Annotated in this window: 18 protein-coding genes; 6 read left to right on the plus strand and 12 right to left on the minus strand. The window is 68.0% G+C overall.

The window, feature by feature from the left end:
• The first annotated feature begins 3 nt into the window (after window positions 1-3).
• Window positions 4-651, plus strand: a complete 648-nt coding sequence (locus tag ACFU4Z_RS01085; protein ID WP_379058534.1) for a nitroreductase family protein — start codon at window positions 4-6, stop codon at window positions 649-651.
• A 120-nt stretch (window positions 652-771) separates the two neighbouring features.
• On the opposite strand, the gene ACFU4Z_RS01090 is transcribed toward ACFU4Z_RS01085, so the two are convergent.
• A complete protein-coding gene (locus tag ACFU4Z_RS01090) occupies window positions 772-1,017 on the minus strand; it encodes a DUF3017 domain-containing protein (RefSeq protein ID WP_379059285.1) in 246 nt (81 codons plus the stop codon).
• A 299-nt stretch (window positions 1,018-1,316) separates the two neighbouring features.
• On the opposite strand from ACFU4Z_RS01090, the gene ACFU4Z_RS01095 reads away from it, so the two are divergent.
• Window positions 1,317-1,862, plus strand: a complete 546-nt coding sequence (locus tag ACFU4Z_RS01095; RefSeq protein ID WP_379058537.1) for a carboxymuconolactone decarboxylase family protein — start codon at window positions 1,317-1,319, stop codon at window positions 1,860-1,862.
• An 85-nt stretch (window positions 1,863-1,947) separates the two neighbouring features.
• Entirely contained in the window at window positions 1,948-2,412 is a 465-nt protein-coding gene (locus ACFU4Z_RS01100; protein ID WP_379058539.1) for a tRNA (cytidine(34)-2'-O)-methyltransferase, read from the plus strand.
• Window positions 2,413-2,444: 32 nt separating this feature from the next.
• Here ACFU4Z_RS01100 and ACFU4Z_RS01105 read toward each other — a convergent pair whose 3' ends face one another.
• Genes ACFU4Z_RS01105 through ACFU4Z_RS01115 form a run of 3 tightly spaced genes read right to left on the minus strand, consistent with a single transcriptional unit; the run spans window position 2,445 to window position 4,348 of the window.
• Entirely contained in the window at window positions 2,445-2,675 is a 231-nt protein-coding gene (locus ACFU4Z_RS01105; protein ID WP_379058541.1) for a DUF167 domain-containing protein, read from the minus strand.
• A complete protein-coding gene (locus ACFU4Z_RS01110) occupies window positions 2,632-3,681 on the minus strand; it encodes a DUF4349 domain-containing protein (protein WP_379058543.1) in 1,050 nt (349 codons plus the stop codon). Before ACFU4Z_RS01110 ends, ACFU4Z_RS01105 begins: the two co-directional genes overlap by 44 nt.
• 52 nt (window positions 3,682-3,733) lie before the next feature.
• Window positions 3,734-4,348, minus strand: a complete 615-nt coding sequence (locus tag ACFU4Z_RS01115; RefSeq protein WP_379058546.1) for a TetR/AcrR family transcriptional regulator — start codon at window positions 4,346-4,348, stop codon at window positions 3,734-3,736.
• A 75-nt stretch (window positions 4,349-4,423) separates the two neighbouring features.
• On the opposite strand from ACFU4Z_RS01115, the gene ACFU4Z_RS01120 reads away from it, so the two are divergent.
• Window positions 4,424-4,825 carry an ester cyclase gene (locus tag ACFU4Z_RS01120; protein WP_379058549.1) on the plus strand — a complete coding sequence of 134 codons (402 nt, stop codon included), beginning with the start codon at window positions 4,424-4,426 and terminating at the stop codon, window positions 4,823-4,825.
• Window positions 4,826-4,828: 3 nt separating this feature from the next.
• On the opposite strand, the gene ACFU4Z_RS01125 is transcribed toward ACFU4Z_RS01120, so the two are convergent.
• Window positions 4,829-8,182, minus strand: a complete 3,354-nt coding sequence (locus tag ACFU4Z_RS01125; protein ID WP_379058552.1) for an error-prone DNA polymerase — start codon at window positions 8,180-8,182, stop codon at window positions 4,829-4,831.
• A gap of 93 nt (window positions 8,183-8,275) precedes the next feature.
• Complete coding sequence (locus tag ACFU4Z_RS01130; protein WP_379058555.1) at window positions 8,276-8,731, minus strand: hypothetical protein; 456 nt, start codon at window positions 8,729-8,731, stop codon at window positions 8,276-8,278.
• 135 nt (window positions 8,732-8,866) lie between these two features.
• On the opposite strand from ACFU4Z_RS01130, the gene ACFU4Z_RS01135 reads away from it, so the two are divergent.
• Window positions 8,867-9,850, plus strand: coding sequence for an SDR family NAD(P)-dependent oxidoreductase (locus ACFU4Z_RS01135; protein WP_379058557.1), 984 nt, complete (start codon window positions 8,867-8,869; stop codon window positions 9,848-9,850).
• A 40-nt stretch (window positions 9,851-9,890) separates the two neighbouring features.
• Here the strand turns inward: ACFU4Z_RS01135 and ACFU4Z_RS01140 are convergent, their stop codons facing one another.
• From ACFU4Z_RS01140 to ACFU4Z_RS01155, 4 genes are read right to left on the minus strand one after another with little or no spacing between them, the layout of a single operon-like run.
• On the minus strand, window positions 9,891-10,049 hold the full coding sequence (locus ACFU4Z_RS01140; protein ID WP_379058560.1) for a hypothetical protein: 159 nt from the start codon (window positions 10,047-10,049) through the stop codon (window positions 9,891-9,893).
• 36 nt (window positions 10,050-10,085) lie between these two features.
• Window positions 10,086-11,204 (minus strand): sucrase ferredoxin, encoded by a 1,119-nt coding sequence (locus ACFU4Z_RS01145; RefSeq protein WP_379058562.1) that lies wholly within the window; start codon window positions 11,202-11,204, stop codon window positions 10,086-10,088.
• 24 nt (window positions 11,205-11,228) lie between these two features.
• Entirely contained in the window at window positions 11,229-11,498 is a 270-nt protein-coding gene (locus ACFU4Z_RS01150) for a hypothetical protein (protein WP_379058564.1), read from the minus strand.
• A gap of 19 nt (window positions 11,499-11,517) precedes the next feature.
• Entirely contained in the window at window positions 11,518-12,276 is a 759-nt protein-coding gene (locus ACFU4Z_RS01155; protein ID WP_379058567.1) for an alpha/beta fold hydrolase, read from the minus strand.
• A 211-nt stretch (window positions 12,277-12,487) separates the two neighbouring features.
• On the opposite strand from ACFU4Z_RS01155, the gene ACFU4Z_RS01160 reads away from it, so the two are divergent.
• On the plus strand, window positions 12,488-13,195 hold the full coding sequence (locus tag ACFU4Z_RS01160) for a class I SAM-dependent DNA methyltransferase (RefSeq protein WP_379058569.1): 708 nt from the start codon (window positions 12,488-12,490) through the stop codon (window positions 13,193-13,195).
• On the opposite strand, the gene ACFU4Z_RS01165 is transcribed toward ACFU4Z_RS01160, so the two are convergent.
• Together ACFU4Z_RS01165 and ACFU4Z_RS01170 are read right to left on the minus strand one after the other, a co-directional pair.
• Complete coding sequence (locus tag ACFU4Z_RS01165; protein WP_379059286.1) at window positions 13,186-14,775, minus strand: DNA polymerase Y family protein; 1,590 nt, start codon at window positions 14,773-14,775, stop codon at window positions 13,186-13,188. The genes ACFU4Z_RS01160 and ACFU4Z_RS01165 overlap by 10 nt on opposite strands.
• Window positions 14,776-15,041: 266 nt before the next feature.
• Window positions 15,042-15,830: a hypothetical protein gene (locus ACFU4Z_RS01170; RefSeq protein ID WP_379058572.1), complete on the minus strand. Its 789-nt coding sequence runs from the start codon at window positions 15,828-15,830 to the stop codon at window positions 15,042-15,044.
• Window positions 15,831-15,933: the final 103 nt, after the last annotated feature.

Here is a 15,933-nt window from a genome sequence, read left to right on the forward strand (position 1 = left end):
ATCATGACAACACAGATACTTTCGGTCCCCGACGCCATTCGCACCCGCCGCACCACGCGCCACTACCGCCCGGACCCGGTGCCGAGTCAGCTGCTCGAGGAGCTGCTGGATCTGGCGGTCGAGGCGCCCACCGCGTGGAATATGCAGGACCGTTCGATCGTGGTGGTGACCAGCGAGTCCGGCCGCCGCGACCTCTCGACCGCCGCCTTCGGTCAGCCGCAACCGCTTGAGGCGCCGGTGGTGCTGGTCTTCGTCGCCGAGACCGCGGCCTGGGCGGCGAGCAATACCGATATCGCCGAACTGGCGGGCCGCAACGGCGCATGGGACGCGGAGTTCACCGCGATGTTCGATTCGCGCGCCGAATTCCACTCACTGCACCAGCGCGGGCTGCTCCGTGAGAACGCGGTGAAGAACGCGATGATCGCGGCAACCTACGTCATGCTCGCCGCCACCAGCCTCGGCCTGGCCTCGGCGCCGATGAACGGCTGGGACCCGGACCTGGTCAAGAAGGCCATCGGCATCGACGACCGTCCCGACCTCGCTATCACGGTCATGGTGGCCGTCGGCTACAGCGACGCCAACCCACCGCACCCCGGTCGCCGCCCGCGCGAGCACACCGTGTTCGCCGAGCGCTACCCCGCCGACCGGTGAACTAGCCGATGCGGGCGCCGTCCTCGCCGACCACATCGGCGGGGACAACCCAACAACCTTGTGCCCACCGAAATTTCGCTCCGTCGCCCACAGTCACGGATCCGACGCCGGCACTGCCTCTCAGCCGACGCCGAGGGTGTTGATCGTCGCGGCGATGAAGACGATCAGGGTGCCCAGGATGCTCAAGGTCGCGACATCGAAGGGCTTGCTGCGCACCGCGAGCAGGCCGACCCGAGCCGTCGGCAGGCACAGCCGGAAGGTGGCGGCCAGCAGCGTCGCGCCACCGAAGAACAGCGCCCCACGACGCCAGCGATCCGAGGCGACAAAAATCACCGCGAGCACGATGACCACCGCCACGATGACCATCGGCAGGTGAGAGCGCAGGAACTGCGCACCCCGGTTCCTACCGGACTGCCGTCCGGCGGCAGAGGCGTCCACGTCGGTCACGGCACCGATTCTTGCAGACACCAGGCGGCCGGTCACAGACAGCGGTCATCCCACCCCGAGCCATTCGACGACGGCGACGCCTTCGACTCGATGAGCCGTCCGGCGTGAACGAGGCCGCGACGCCGACCACAGCAACTGCTTTCGGAGCATGGAAAGTCTCTACTACAGAGCGTAGTTTCGAGGTACGGTGAGTTATCCGACGCAAGGAGGTATGGGCAATGAAGTCATTGACACGGATTCGACACTCCCTGCTCGCGTTTCGACAGGCGAAGCGAAACCGGTCCGATCTACTCGGCTGGCTCATCCGGCGACCGCAGGTCCTGGTGAGCACGATCGGGTACGAGATGGCCATGCTGTTCAGCAATCGACTGGATCCGAAGCTCAAGGACCTTGCCGAACTGAAAACCGCCGGCCTCGTCAACTGCGAGTTCTGCCTCGACATCGGCTCCGCGGTGGCCCGGTCGAGCGGCCTCACCGAGCAGCAACTCACCGACCTACCGCGCTACCGAACCAGCGACGCCTACAGCGATCTGGAAAGACTCGTCATCTCCTTCGCCGAAGCCATGACCGCGACCCCGGCCATCGAGCTCGACGACCTGCGCACCGCATTGCTGGCACAGCTGACAAGAACACAGGTCGCCGAGTTGGCCACCACCGTCGCCTGGGAGAACGAACGGGCCCGCCTCAACCAGGGGCTCGGCGTGCGTCCGACCGGAATGGCGGACGGCATGGCATGCGCCCTGCCGGAGCGGCCTGCCGAGTAAAATTTCCGCCGAACCAAGGCCGATCCCGCGATCACCGACGGTAGGTAAACGAGGTGGCTCCCACAGCACCTGATTGACTGGCCTGGTGTTCCGATTGATGTTTCACGAGCCTGCCATCCCGGGGAATACCGGCAATGCGATCCGGCTGGTCGCCGGGACCGGGTGTGAGCTGCATTTGGTCGAACCACTGGGGTTCGATCTTTCGGAGTCGAAGCTGCGGCGGGCCGGGTTGGATTACCACGATCTGGCTTCGGTGACCGTGCACGAGAATTTGGCGGCGGCGTGGCGGGCGCTGCGGCCCGAGCGGGTGTTCGCGTTCACTACGCAGGCCCAGACGCACTACACCGAGGTGGCCTATCGAGACGGGGATGTGCTGTTGTTCGGCACCGAGCCGACCGGACTGCCCGCGGAGGTGCTTGCCGACTCGCACATCACCGCGCAGCTGCGGATCCCCATGCTGCCGGGGCGGCGGTCGATGAACCTGTCCAACGCAGCCGCGGTCACCGTGTACGAAGCTTGGCGGCAACTCGGTTTTTCCGGCGGGGTATAAACGCATCGCCCTCAGGCTGGAGCACACGAGTTTCAGAGGTCGACTTCGAAGCGTTTGAAGCGCGAGGTCGCACCGGCAGCCAGGCGGACAGCGGATTTGGGGACGCCGTAGTGCTCGGCGAGGAGTTCGATGGCGGCCTTGTTCGCCTTGCCCTCGACGGCGGGGGGGCGAACGTACAGCTGCAGAGTGCCGTCGTCGAGCGTCTCGATGAGCGGGCCTTTACGGCTGTTCGGTTTTATCGTCGCCCTTACCACTGTCGACACCTGCCGCTCCTGTCTCGCCGCTGGTATCGGAGCTCTTCGAGGCGCTCGTAGCGGTCGGTTCGGGCACTGATTCCGCGGCGGCCGCCGATTCCTTCGGCGTGGCCGATTCGGCCGCAGCCGTGGCACCGGGTTTCCGGCCGGGCCGCCGCACGATGCGCACAATGCCCCAGACCACCGCGCCGACCACCACGAGGAAGCCGAGCCACGGAATTGCCTTGCCGCTGAAGACGACCGCGTCCTTCAGCCAGTCCATCAGCGAGTGCCAACCCGAGACGATGCCATCCCAGAAATTGGTCGGCCCATTGTCATCGGACTTCTTGTCCGAGGTGGTGATGTCGATGGTCAACGTGGACAGCGCGACCTGGTCGTCGAGGTGACGCTTCTGCGCGGTGAGGCTGTCGAGTTCGCCTTGGCGGCTGGACAAGGCGCTTTCCGCGGCAATGAGATCCGCGGTGCTTGTTGCGCCCGCGATGAGTGCGCGCAGCCGGTCGACCGAGGCCTGGAGCGCCTTGATCCGCGCGTCGAGGTCTTCCCAGTGCATGGTGACGTCGTCGCGGTTGGTGCTCACCTGGGTGACGCGGCCGAGGCCGCCGAGGCCGTCGATGAACTTGTCCGTCTTGTCCGAGGGCACTCGCACGGTGAGCGTGGCGCTCGGATCGACGTCATCGCTGCCCGGTTGTTCGGTGCGGCTATCGATCCGGCCGTCGAGCAGCCGCACCTGATCGGCGACCTTACCCGCGGCGCTGATCGGGTCGCTCGCGGTGAGGGACACGCTGCCGGTGACGACCTCCTTACGCAGCGTGATCGACTCACCGCCTTGCCCACGGTTGTCCTGTTTCGTCGCCGGGCCTTGTTCGCGCAGCCCTGGCGGTGCGATCGCGGGTGCGGGAGCGGCGGCGGTGGCCATGGTCGACCCCTCCGAGGCGGAGCCGCCGTTGTCGTCACCGCACCCGGCGAGCAACGTCAAACCCAGCAGGCCGGTCATCACGACAGCAAGCTTGCGCATGACCGAAGACTAGCCGCTGCAGTGAGTTCGGTCACCGAGCTCGTCACCCGGGTTATCCCGCCGGTGCGACGCCGACCAGTCTGACGAGGAATCTTTCGATCTGATCGGTGAGCGGCGGCCACGGTTTGTCCGGCTGGTTGAGTCGCATCGATACCGCACCGTGGACTGCCGCACGCAGATCGAGCGTGACCGACGCCGCGTCGTCGTCGGGCACCAGACCGGCATCCATGCATCGTTGGATCGCGGCGATGGTGCGATCGGTCAGTTCCTGCGTGAAGGGCATCGCCGTGCGCTGGTTGAGGGTGCTTTCGTGCAGAACCTTGTAGAGGCCCGGATGCCGGGCGGCCCATGCGCCGAGTACGTGGGTGCGCGCGCGCAGTTTGCCGACGGGATCGTCGGCGGCGGCTTCCGCGTCATCGATGGCCCGCACCAGGTCACCGTGGTACTGCTCCAGCGCGGCGAGCACCAGCGCGTCGCGGTCGGCGAAGTGCAGATAGACCGACGTTGCGGCACTGCCGATTTCGCGTGCGACCGCGCGCATCGACAACGCCTGGTCGTCGCCGAGTGTGTCGAGCAGTCCTATCGCGGCGGCGACGATGTCCTCTCGTAGTCGGCCGCCTTGACCGCGCGGGTTGCGACCGCGCTGGGTCGTCGAATCGGACTTCATTCTCGGATTGTACCCAGACACACGTAGCGCTACAGTTGTAGCGCTACAGCTGTTCACACGAGTGAGGATCACCCCATGACCGGTACCCCGCACGTCGACCCGACGGTGGAGTCGAACAAGCGAACCGTGCTCGCTTTCTACGAAGCCGCCTTCAACACAAAGGATTTCGAGGCCGCCGCCGCACTGATCGGCGATCGGTACGTCCAGCACAACCCGGAAATCGCCGACGGACTCGAAGGACTGCTCACCCGGCTCACCCACCTGAAGGAAACGTTCCCAGCACTGCGCGTCGAGGTGAAACGCCTTGTCGCGGAGGGTGATTACGTCTCCGCTCAAGTGCATGGAGTGCGCGAGCCAGGGCAGCGCGGCCTGGCGATCATGGACATCTTCCGGCTCGACGGCGGAAAGCTCGTCGAACATTGGGATGTCATCCAGCCGATCCCGGCGGAATCGGTCAACCAGAACGGAATGTTCTGAACATCAACGGAAGTCACGGGATTTCGCCTCGATACGCAGGTCCAGGCGCTGCAGGTGCTCGGCGACCACGCTGACCGCACCTTCGGCGTTCTGGACACGGCCGCGAATGAGCAGAGCGGGGGCGCTCTGGGCCAGGCGGCGGTAGCGGGTCCACAGGCCCACCGAGCAGACGACGTTCACCATGCCGGTTTCGTCTTCCACGTTGAGGAAGGTGACGCCCGCGGCGGTGGCGGGACGCTGCCGGTGTGTGACGGCGCCGCCGACCAGGACTCGGGAGCCGTCGGGGACGGCAAGCAGGCCAGAGGCGGGGATGACACCGAGGGCGTCGAGTCGGGGGCGCAGGAATTCGGTGGGGTAGCTGCCAGGGGAGACGCCGGTGGCCCAGACGTCGGCGGCGGCGAGTTCGAGCTCGCTCATGCCGGGCAGGGCGGGGGCGGTGGTGGCGGCTCCGGTGCCGGGCAGGCGGTCAGGACGTTCGCCCGCGGCGGCGCCCGCCGCCCAGAGCGCCGCGCGGCGGGTGCTGCCGAGGCTGCCGAGCGCGCCCGCGGTAGCGAGTGACTCCGCTTGGGCGACAGTGAGTTCCACACGGCCGGTGAGGTCGATGAAGGAGGTGTACGGCACCGACCCGCGGGCCGCGACGATGCGTTCGGCGAGGTCCGCGCCGATGTGGCGGATTGTCGCGAGGCCGAGGCGCACCTGGGTGCCGCGCTGCTCGAGAGTCGGTTCGGCGCGGCTGGCATTGATGTCCGGGCCGTGCACGAGCACCCCGTGCCTGCGAGCATCAGCGACCAGCGACTGCGGAGAGTAGAAGCCCATCGGCTGGGCGCGCAGCAAACCGGCGCAGAAGGCCGCGGGATGGTGCAGTTTGAACCACGACGAATAGAACACGATCGAGGCGAAGCTCTGCGAATGACTTTCCGGAAAGCCGAAATTCGCGAAGGCATAGAGCTTTTCGTAGATACGGTCGGCGATCTCGCCGGTGATGCCGTGCAGCTCGCGCATACCCTCGTACAGGCGATCCTTGAGTCGTTCCATGCGCTCCGGCGAGCGTTTGGAACCCATGGCGCGGCGCAGCTGGTCGGCCTCGGCGGCGGTGAAACCGGCGACATCGACGGCCATCTGCATGAGCTGCTCCTGGAAAAGCGGCACGCCGAGGGTGCGCGCGAGCGAATTCCGCAGGGCCTCATGGTCGTAGGTCACCTCTTCGAGCCCGTTGCGACGGCGGATGTAGGGGTGCACCGAGCCGCCTTGGATCGGACCCGGTCGAATCAGCGCCACCTCCACGACCAGGTCGTAGAATTTCCGCGGTTTCAACCGGGGCAGCGTGGCCATCTGAGCACGTGACTCCACCTGGAAGACGCCCACCGAGTCGGCGCGCGACAGCATTTCGTACACGGCGGCCTCCTTCAGGTCCAGCTTGTGCAGCTCGACCGTCTCCTCCTTGTGCTCGCGCACCATATCGATCATGTAGTGCAGCGCGGAGAGCATGCCGAGGCCGAGCAGGTCGAACTTCACCAGATTGACCGCGGCGCAATCGTCCTTGTCCCACTGCAGCACGCTGCGGCCGGGCATCCGCGCCCACTCCACCGGGCAGACATCGGCGATGGGCCGATCACAGATCACCATGCCGCCGGAGTGGATGCCGAGATGCCTCGGCAGACCCTCGATTTCGGTGGCCAACTCGAGCACCTCCGCGGGAATGTCGGTGCCGGTCTCGCCGCCTACGCCGGTCCAGCGGCTCACCTGTTTGCTCCACGCATCTTGCTGACCCGGCGAAAACCCCAATGCGCGTGCGGCATCACGCACCGCGGACTTACCGCGGTAGGTGATCACATTGGCCACCTGAGCGGCATAGCCGCGACCGTATTTGGTGTAGACGTGCTGGATCGCCTCTTCACGGCGATCGGATTCGATGTCGACATCGATATCGGGCGGGCCGTCGCGCTCCGGCGAAAGGAACCGTTCGAACAGCAGATTGTTGGCGACGGGGTCGACATTGGTGATGCCGATCGCGTAGCAGACCGCCGAGTTGGCCGCCGAGCCACGACCCTGGCACAGGATGTCGTTGTCCTTGCAGAAGGTGACGATATCGTGCACCACCAGGAAGTAACCGGGGAACTCCAGCTTGTCGATCACGGCGAGCTCGTGCTCGATCTGCTGGTACGCCTGGGGATTTCCCGCTTGTGGACCATACCTGTCGGCAGCGCCCGCGAGTGTCAGCTCACGCAGCCACGACTTCTCGTCGTGTCCGGCGGGCACGTCGAACGGCGGCAGCTTCGGTGCGATCAACTTCAGATCGAAGGCGCATTCGCGGGCGAGCGCCACCGCGTTCGCCACCGCCTGCGGACAGGCGGCGAACAGCTGCGCCATCTCCGCACCGGAACGCAGGTGCGCACCGCCGGTGGGGGCCAGCCAGCCCGCGATCTCGTCCAGGCTCCGGCGCGACCTGATCGCCGCGAGCGCCATGGCGCGGCGACGCTGGCCGGGTCCGGCGAAATGCGCTCCGGTGGTCGCCAGCACGGGTAGGCCGAGCCGGTCGGCCAGCGCGACGAGATGCGCGTTGCGCTCGTCGTCCTCCGGAATGCCGTGGTGGGTGAGCTCCACGCTCACCCGGTCGGCGCCGAACCGGGCCATCAGCTCGCGCAGGGCCGCTTCCGCCTCGGCGAGGCGGGTGTCGCCCGCGCCGAGGTCACGTTCGAGGGCTTGGCGGACATGGCCTTTGCGGCAGCCGGTCAGGATGTGCCAGTGCCCGTCCGCCGCGGCGGTGAGCGCATCGAGGTCGTAGCGGAGAATGCCCTTCTCCCCCGCGGCCATGTGGGCGGCCGCGATCTCACGCGATAGTCGCCGATACCCCTCTTGCCCCCTGGCGAGTACGAGCAGATGCGGACCGGCGGGGTCCGGCGAGCCGGTGCGCGGCGCCGAATCCGCGACCGCGGCCTGTGCCGCCGCCTGCCGCTGCGCGGGCTGCGCACCGAGTGACAGCTCCGCGCCGAAGACCGTGGGCATCCCCCATTCCTTGGCCGCCTCCGCGAAGCGCACGGTTCCGTAGAAGCCGTCGTGGTCGGTGAGCGCGATCGCCGACAACCCGAGCCGGACCGCCTCCTCCACCAGTTCCTCCGGCTGGCTCGCCCCGTCCAGGAAGCTGTAGGCCGAATGCGCGTGCAACTCCGCATACGGCACCACCGGCCCTTCGGCGGGTTCGACCGGCTCGGCCCGATACGCGCCGCGCTTGCGCGACCACGCCGGACTGTCGCCGCCGTCGCCGGGGTACATCGCCTCCGGGTTGGTCCGGCCGGGACGCCCGGACAGCACCCGCTCCAGCTCCGCCCAGGTCGGTGGACCGTTGCTCCAACCCATGACACATCACCTCCTCAATTATCGAACATACATTCGAAAGATTAAGAAGGGGCAACAGGGCGGCAATCCCGGAGATTCACCCGTCGACGCAGGTCAGCCTGCCGGCAGCGACTCTTTCGACGCGGCGGTCAGCGCTGCCCCGACCCTGTCGAGCTTGGCCCGGATCACGGCGCCGTAGGCGTCGTTGGCGAGGATGTCGAGATGGCCGCGAGCGATGGCCAATTGCATACGGGCGGTGTCGAAATCGCCGACGCGGCGATGACTGTCGGCCAGGCTGAGATACAGCGCGGGGAGGAAACCGCGAAGCCCTTCGTCGAGCGCAACGCCGGGACCGAACACCGCGGCGAGCGCGCGCTGATCCCACAGTAGCGCCCCATCGGCAGTGTCCTGTAGATCGGCGAGATGATGCGCAATCAGGCAGCGGTGCAAGGGATCTCCGCTGGCACCGATCTCGATCCACAACTCCCCGAGCAGCCGCCTGGCCGCCTCGGGATTCCCACTTCCGAGCCGCACCGCGGCAAATACTTCCGCCATCCGATCGTCCGCCATGCGCAGAGTATCGCACATATGTTCGAAGGATTCGAGATGCGTTCGAACGCGGGCCCCCGGCGTGACATGGCCCACTTGGCAGGTAAACTTACTTAGGAGTAAGTTCGTGCCAAATCGACCTGCAAAGGAGCAGCGATGACCCGAGCATCCGCTGACGACACCGGCCCGCGCGGGCAGACCAGGCGCAACCGCCGCGACCTCACCGGCCGGCACATCCTCATCACCGGCGCTTCCTCCGGCATCGGCCGGGCGGCGGCGCTTGCCGTCGCGGACAAGAACGCCATCGTGTTCCTGCTCGCGCGCCGTGGTGACGAACTCGCGACCGTGGTCGAAGAAATCAGGGCCGAGGGCGGCATCGCCTACGGATATCAGTGCGACATCACCGATTCCGAATCCGTCGACCAGGTCGTCAAGACCATCCTCGACGAACACGGTCACATCGACATGCTGGTCAACAACGCGGGCCGCTCCATCCGCCGCGCCATCCACCGCTCCACCGACCGGCTGCACGATTTCGAACGCACCATGGCGGTCAACTACTTCGGCGCATTGCGGCTCACGCTTGCCCTGCTGCCGCAGATGCGGGAACGCAAGTTCGGCCACATCGTCAATATCAGCAGCGCCGGTGTTCAGGTGGCCACTCCGCGCTTCGCCGCATATCTCGCGAGCAAGGCGGCGCTGGACAAGTTCACCGAAGTGGCCGCGGTCGAAACCATGGCCGACGGCGTCACTTTCACCACCATTCACATGCCGCTGGTGCGCACTCCGATGATCACCCCGAGCGGCGATCAGGGTCCGTCCGAGTCCCCGGAATGGGCGGCGGCCACCATCGTGCGCGCGCTCACCGAACGCCCCAAGCGCATCGATGTGCCGCTGGGCACCTTCGCCGAATACGGCGCCCTGCTCACCCCCAAAATCCGCGACCGCATCCTGCACCGGTATTACCGCGCACTGCCCGACTCTCCCGCCGCCAAGGGCGAGCAAACGGAATCCGCCCCGGAGGAAGTACCGGAAACCCTGACCCCCCAACGCGAGCCACGTCCGCGGTCGACGGCACGCCGCGTCACCGGCACCGCCCTGCGCCGCGCCGCCAGCTGGGTTCCCGGCACCCACTGGTGAGCGCTGCTGTGCCATCGCGCAGGGGGCGATGGCACAGCGATCAGCCCAGTACCAGGCGCGGTTCCGGAAGATAGTTGCGCGCCTGCGCGCGGGCGCTGCCCCACATCGCCAGGCCCAGGAACGGGGTGTTGGCCGCGATGTGCAGCTGCCGTGCCCCGAGGTCGACCACCGCGGGCACGACTATCGAACCGAAAGTCATCGGCTTGTTGGCCAATCCCTGAGGGCGATCTCGATGTCAATCGTCGGCGAGGAGTTGGATTTCGTCGGCGACCACCGCGGTCACCGGCTTCGGCGCCGCACCACAACTGGCTTGACGTGGGGCGAAAGCTACCGAGTGTGCAGTGACACGCCAGCGACGGCCATCATGGTGGGTGACCACTGCTGCGCCTGCCAGCGTCGGGTCGGCCGCGGCACTCGCCACCGCGGCGGTGGTCGTGGGCACCATCGAGGCACTCGCCTGCGCGGAGGCCGGCGCAGACCCGGCCGAGCCCTCCACCAGCGCAGACGCTGCCGACTCCGCCACCGCCACCCCCACCGCCACCGAAGCCGACGCAGACTCCACCGAGTCCCCCACCGGGGCAGCCTCCACTGAGGCACCCATCGGGGCGCGGGCAGTTGCGGTGGGCTCGAGGCGCACCGTGAGGGCGTCGGTGGCTGCGGAAATCTGTTCGCGCACAGCGAGTTCGGCGACCTGTTCGATGGGTTTGTAGCAGCTGCGGCCGCGGAGGCCGGTCATCGAGACCGCGCCGCGGGTGGCGGCTTCGACCGCCTGCCGCGCGCCTGCGGCATCGAGGCGGCCGTAGGTCAGGCCGGAGGGCAGCAGGACCACGGCGGGGGCGAAGCGGTGGCCGCCGGTGTGCGAGCACTCCCACACGCGGCCGGGGTATTCGGCGGCCAAGCTCGCGGCGATCGGGCGGCCGAGCAGCGCACAGCATTGGTCGCGCTTTCCGTGGGCGCACACGAGGACGAGTGGATCATCAACGGGTACACCGATTCCCGGCGGCGGACCGTTGAGCTGGTGCAGATCCAGGTCGAGCAGCTGCTTCAGATCGGTGATCTCGAAGCGTTCGCACCAGGAACCCTCCGGCCGCGAGCTTGCGATAAAAACCGTTCGGACACCAGTGAATTCACTGCGCCCCGGTCGCCGGATCAGCGTCGGACGGACCTGCGCCGCCTTGGTGCGGGCCGCCAGTTCGGCAGTGATCTCCGGACCGAGCACCTCGTCACCGATGACGTCGCGACCCCACGCGCCCGGCTGCTCGACACACAGCCAGCCGGTCACCCGAGTCGCGGTGCCCGGCAATGGAATATCGGCGGCCGCCGCCGAACACGATGTTCCTTCGAATCCGCTCATCGGCGCGTCACGACCCGTGCCACCTCAGCCCAGCTTCTGGCCGTCGGCGAACTTCTCCATACGCCGCGCTCGCATCTGGTTCAGCGAAACGTGCACCGGTCCCCTGATACCGAATCTCGGCCATACCCTGTCCACCGAGGCGCGGTCGTCCACGAGCCGAGCACGCAACGACTGCTCGTCAGGAAAGAACAAGACCGGATGGTCGAGTGCGGACATCGCTTTACTGTAGATCTTGCCCGGCAGCGCCGATACCGCATCGGCGGCAATAAGCAACTCCTGTTGACTAACTCCCACGAGAAAGAGTGCGGATTCCTCAGCGCGCGGCGAGGAACGGGAGGACGGCGGCCTCGAATTCGTGGTAGCGGTCGCGGTGGATGCTGTGGCCGCAGGAGAACGCCGTCACCGCGCAGTCCGGGATGTCGGTGCGCATGATGGCCAGTTTCTCCGGGTCGACCATGCCGCCGGGACCGCCGCGCAGCACCAGGGTCGGTGCGGTGATGTCGCGCAACCGGTCCCACCATTCCGGGTTGGGTTTGCGGAATTGCTCCAGCGCGGTCCGCGTCATGGAACGGTCGAAGGCCAGCACCGCGCGCGGATGCCGGATCAGACTGGTCGCGGCGTGCCAGAGTTCGGGGATGGTCGGGAAGCGGCGGGTCAGCGTCATCTCTTCGTCGCCGGAGCGCAGCGGCAGCGGACATTCCTCGATGACCAGACGCCGCACCAATTCCGGCCGTTCCTGCGCGACGCAGGACACCGCGTAGCCGCCGAGCGAATGTCCGACCAGGTCCACGGCGCTCAGGCCGAGCCGGTCACACAGTTTCAGCACGTCGGCGCCGAATTCATCGAACAGGTACGAGTCGGTGTGGGAACTGCGGCCGTGCCCGCGCAGGTCGGGAATGATCACCCGGCGGCCCGCCCGCACCAACGTGTGCGCGAACCGATCCCAGGTATGCCCGTCCCCGCCCATACCGTGCACCAGCACTACCGGAACGGCGTCGAGCGAGACCGCCCCCGAATCCCGGTAGGCGATCTGTACGTCATCGAGCGCAGCCCGGCGCACGGTCAGATCCACGATTTCCGAGGATACCGAGGTCGCCGTGCACCGATTCCCGACTTGTTGCGGGGATCACTCCCAGGCGCACCACCGGCCACATCGAGTCCCAGGAGCATCTCCGCGGCAGCGCGGAGCTTCGTCATCCGGGTAGGTAGGACTCGCGATCGGTGGGCGCTTCCGGTGGAAATCGGCTGGCGAGTGCCGCGCGGTCCAGGCAATACTTCGCCGCATGCCGTCCTTCGCGGATTTCGACCGCCGTAACTACCCCATCGTCGACGTCGCCACCGGATACGACGGGTGGGCGCCGACCTACGAGCAGACCGTGATGGACGAGATGGATCTCGCTTTGCTGGAACGGCTGCACCGTCCGGATTGGGCGCGGGTCCGGCGAGCCGCCGATCTCGGCTGCGGGACCGGCCGCACCGGCGCTTGGCTGCGTGGTCGCGGGATCACGAATATCGACGGCGTCGACGTGAGCGCGGGCATGTTGGCGCTGGCCGGGACCCGCGGCGCGCACACCACTCTGGCGCAGGCAGACGTTCGCGATACCGGATTGCCCAGCGGCGCTTACGATCTGGTGATCTCGTCGCTGATCGACGAGCACCTGCCGACACTCGCGCCCTACTACGCAGAGGCATGGCGGCTGGCCGCGCCGGGCGCTTCCTGCGTCATGGTCAGCTATCACCCCCAGTTCATGATGGTGACCGGGATGCCGACGCACTACACGACGCCCTCGGGCGAGTCGGTAGCGATCAGCACCAATCTGCACATGATGAACGAGCACATGTCCGCGGCGCTGGAGACAGGCTGGGTGCTGACCGAAATGGTGGAGGCGCTTGTCGACGATGCCTGGCTGGAGACCAAGCCCAAGTGGGCGGGCCTGCTCGGCCACCCGTTCACCATGGCGATGGTCTGGTCGCGGCCTGGTCAGTCGTAAAGCCCTTCGGCGCGCCAGGTTTCGGAGTAGTAGATGAGGAGCAGGACGCGGACGTCGGCGGGTTCGCCTGCGAGTTGAGCCTGCGCGCGGGCCGCGACGCCGGCCGCGGCGGTGAGCGATTCGGGAGTCCACCACTGCTCGTCCACCGGCCATGGGCCGGCCCAGCCCGCCAAGTGCCAGTTCCTGCTCCCCCAATGCAGGCGGGCCGGGTCCGCGGTGAACAGACCGCGGTCGGTGACCTGGACCGGGGTGCCGTCGGCCGCTTCCAGACGCACCGCGGGACGGTTCACCAGGATCACCGCGGGCGCGGGCTGGGGCATGCGGCCCGGCCAGGGCAGGGCCGGGTCGGTGGCGGGCACCGGCTCGTCGCCGAGCGCGACCATGGTGATGCGTTCCTCGGGGCCGCGACCGCCGCTGAGCACACCGACCTGCACCGCCTCGCCGCCGAGCAGGCCCTGCACTCGGATCAGGGCGCGACGAGCCCGCTCGTCCTCCTCCCCGACCCCGCCCCACAGCCCTAGCTGGAGCGCGCCGGAGGCCACCACTTCGACGGGTTCCAGTCGCAGCAGCGTGATCGGCGCGGTGGGCCTGGCACCGTCGCGGCGAGTGAGCCAGCCGTCCAATTGCCAGCGCACCCGGTCGGCGGTGCCCTCGGGAGTCAGCGGCTCCGCACATCGCCAGATACGCGAGAGTTGTTCGCCTGATTCGGTTTCCGCGAATACCGACAACCGGGTGCAGGACACCGAGGCCGCGGCGAGCAGGGCGTGCAGTCGGGTGGCGAGCATGCGACCAGCGAAGGCGGCCGCATCGACCCGATCGATCGGCGGATCGCAGCGGTACTGCACCGTCAGATCCGGCGGCGGACGGCGGGCCGACGGCGGGCGCTCGGGCACGCCGCGCGCGCTGCGGTGCGCGAGCACGGCGTCGGCGCCGAAGCGCGATCCGACCTCGACCGAGGTCAGCGCGGCAAAGTTACCGATTCGCCGTAATCCCAAGCGGTGCAATAGATCCACCAGGTCGGCGCGCTCCGGCGCGGCCAAGCTCGGCTCGACCGCGAGCTCGGCTATCGGCAGCGGAGCAAGGTATCGCGCACCGTCTCCCGGCGGCACGATCGTGCCGCGCCGCGCCGCGATCACCGCCGTGGACAGTTCGTCGGCAATCCCGACCTGAGCTTCCACTCCGACCGCGGCCACCGCATCGACCAGTCGCTCCGCGGCCACCTCCTCGGATCCGAAGAACCGCGCCGCGCCGCGCGCACTGAGCACGAGCAGCCCGGGCCGCAACACCTCCACCCCGGGCACCGTCGCATCGACGGCCGCGACCACCGGCTCGAACAACCGCGCATCCCGGTCCGGATCTGCCTGCACGATAAGAAGATTCGGGCACCGCGCCTGCGCCTCGCGCCGCCGCAGCCCGCGCCGCACCCCTTCGGACCGCGCGATCGCCGAACACGCGACCACCTTGCCCGCTGCCAGCACCGCCACCGGGCAAGTCGCCGGAACCTGCGCCACGGCCGCCGCCGCAACCGCGGGCCAATCCAGGCACCACAGCGCCAGCACCCGCGAACCGCTCCGCCCCAGGCCAGGCTGAATCACCGCGCCACGCCCCATGAATCGGCCGCATCGTCCGAACTCGACCATCCGCGCCCGAGCGGCCCGACGCCCCGGTCCCGATGCGCCGGGCAGCGCGCAGGCCGACGCATCGGGCCGCGGCCATGCGTATCCGACCTCGCATCGGCGAGCGACACCGCAGGCCCGCTCGGATCACGGTGCCGCACCACGCACATCGGGCGTCACCTCACTTACCGGATCTACCGCCCCGGATGACACGCCCCCGAGGTACGCGCTCACGATGCCGCCCCGCGCGTGTCCGGCGTTTCGACTGCCGGAGCGAGAGTTTCGAGCGACACCCATTCCACTCGTCCCGCGCGCGGACGCAGCGCAATCCGACCGCGGCGAGGCGGTCCCGCCTTGCTACGGACATCGACTTCCAGGCATACCGAGCGGAGCCTGCCACGGCCCGCGCCGAGGCCGGCGTATCCGGCGACCCTGGTGTCCAGACGAAGCGACGGATTGGCCCAGCCGCCATTGGTGACCACCAAAGTGGCTCCCTTATTGCGAGTGCGGGCGGCGATCACACGAGCCCGGGCGGGCGGGACGGCGACGCCGCCGAGCCCGAGCACCACCAGATCGAGGCCATCGAGCAACACCGCGGCCACCTCCACAGGATCGGGGCCGGGGTCGGCGACGACCGCCAACCGCTGAAGCTGAGCGCCCATCTCGACCGCGGCGAGCAGACCGAGCCGTGGCACCCCGACCACCGCGGCGTGCCCACCGCCCTCGGTCACCGCGGCCAGCACGCCCGCCAGCAATGAACTCGTCCCGTTGTAGGCCACGACCGAGCCCCTTGCCAGGCCGCCGTCGGGCAATAACTCCGCAAGAGCAGGCGGAACCGCAAGCGATTCACGGCGCAGTTCGGAGCCGAGCGGGATCCGCTCGGCCGCAGCCGCACCACGACCGGGTATCGCCGCCATTCGCCTGCGCAGCTCATCCAGCGTCGGCGCATCGCCCCGCGCCGCGCCCGGCGGCGTCCGATCCCGCCCTACTCCCGTTCGGGATTCCGCATCCGCCCCCATCTCTACCACCTACTTCCCACGATGGACCCGACGGCGAAGCATGCGGGGCAGCCCTCTTCCGTCCACGGAAGCAGGGCCAGCACCGATCCAGCTATCGATCGAT

Origin of the sequence: Nocardia sp. NPDC057440, from assembly GCF_042802915.1 — a bacterium.
Classification (GTDB): Bacteria; Actinomycetota; Actinomycetes; order Mycobacteriales; family Mycobacteriaceae; genus Nocardia.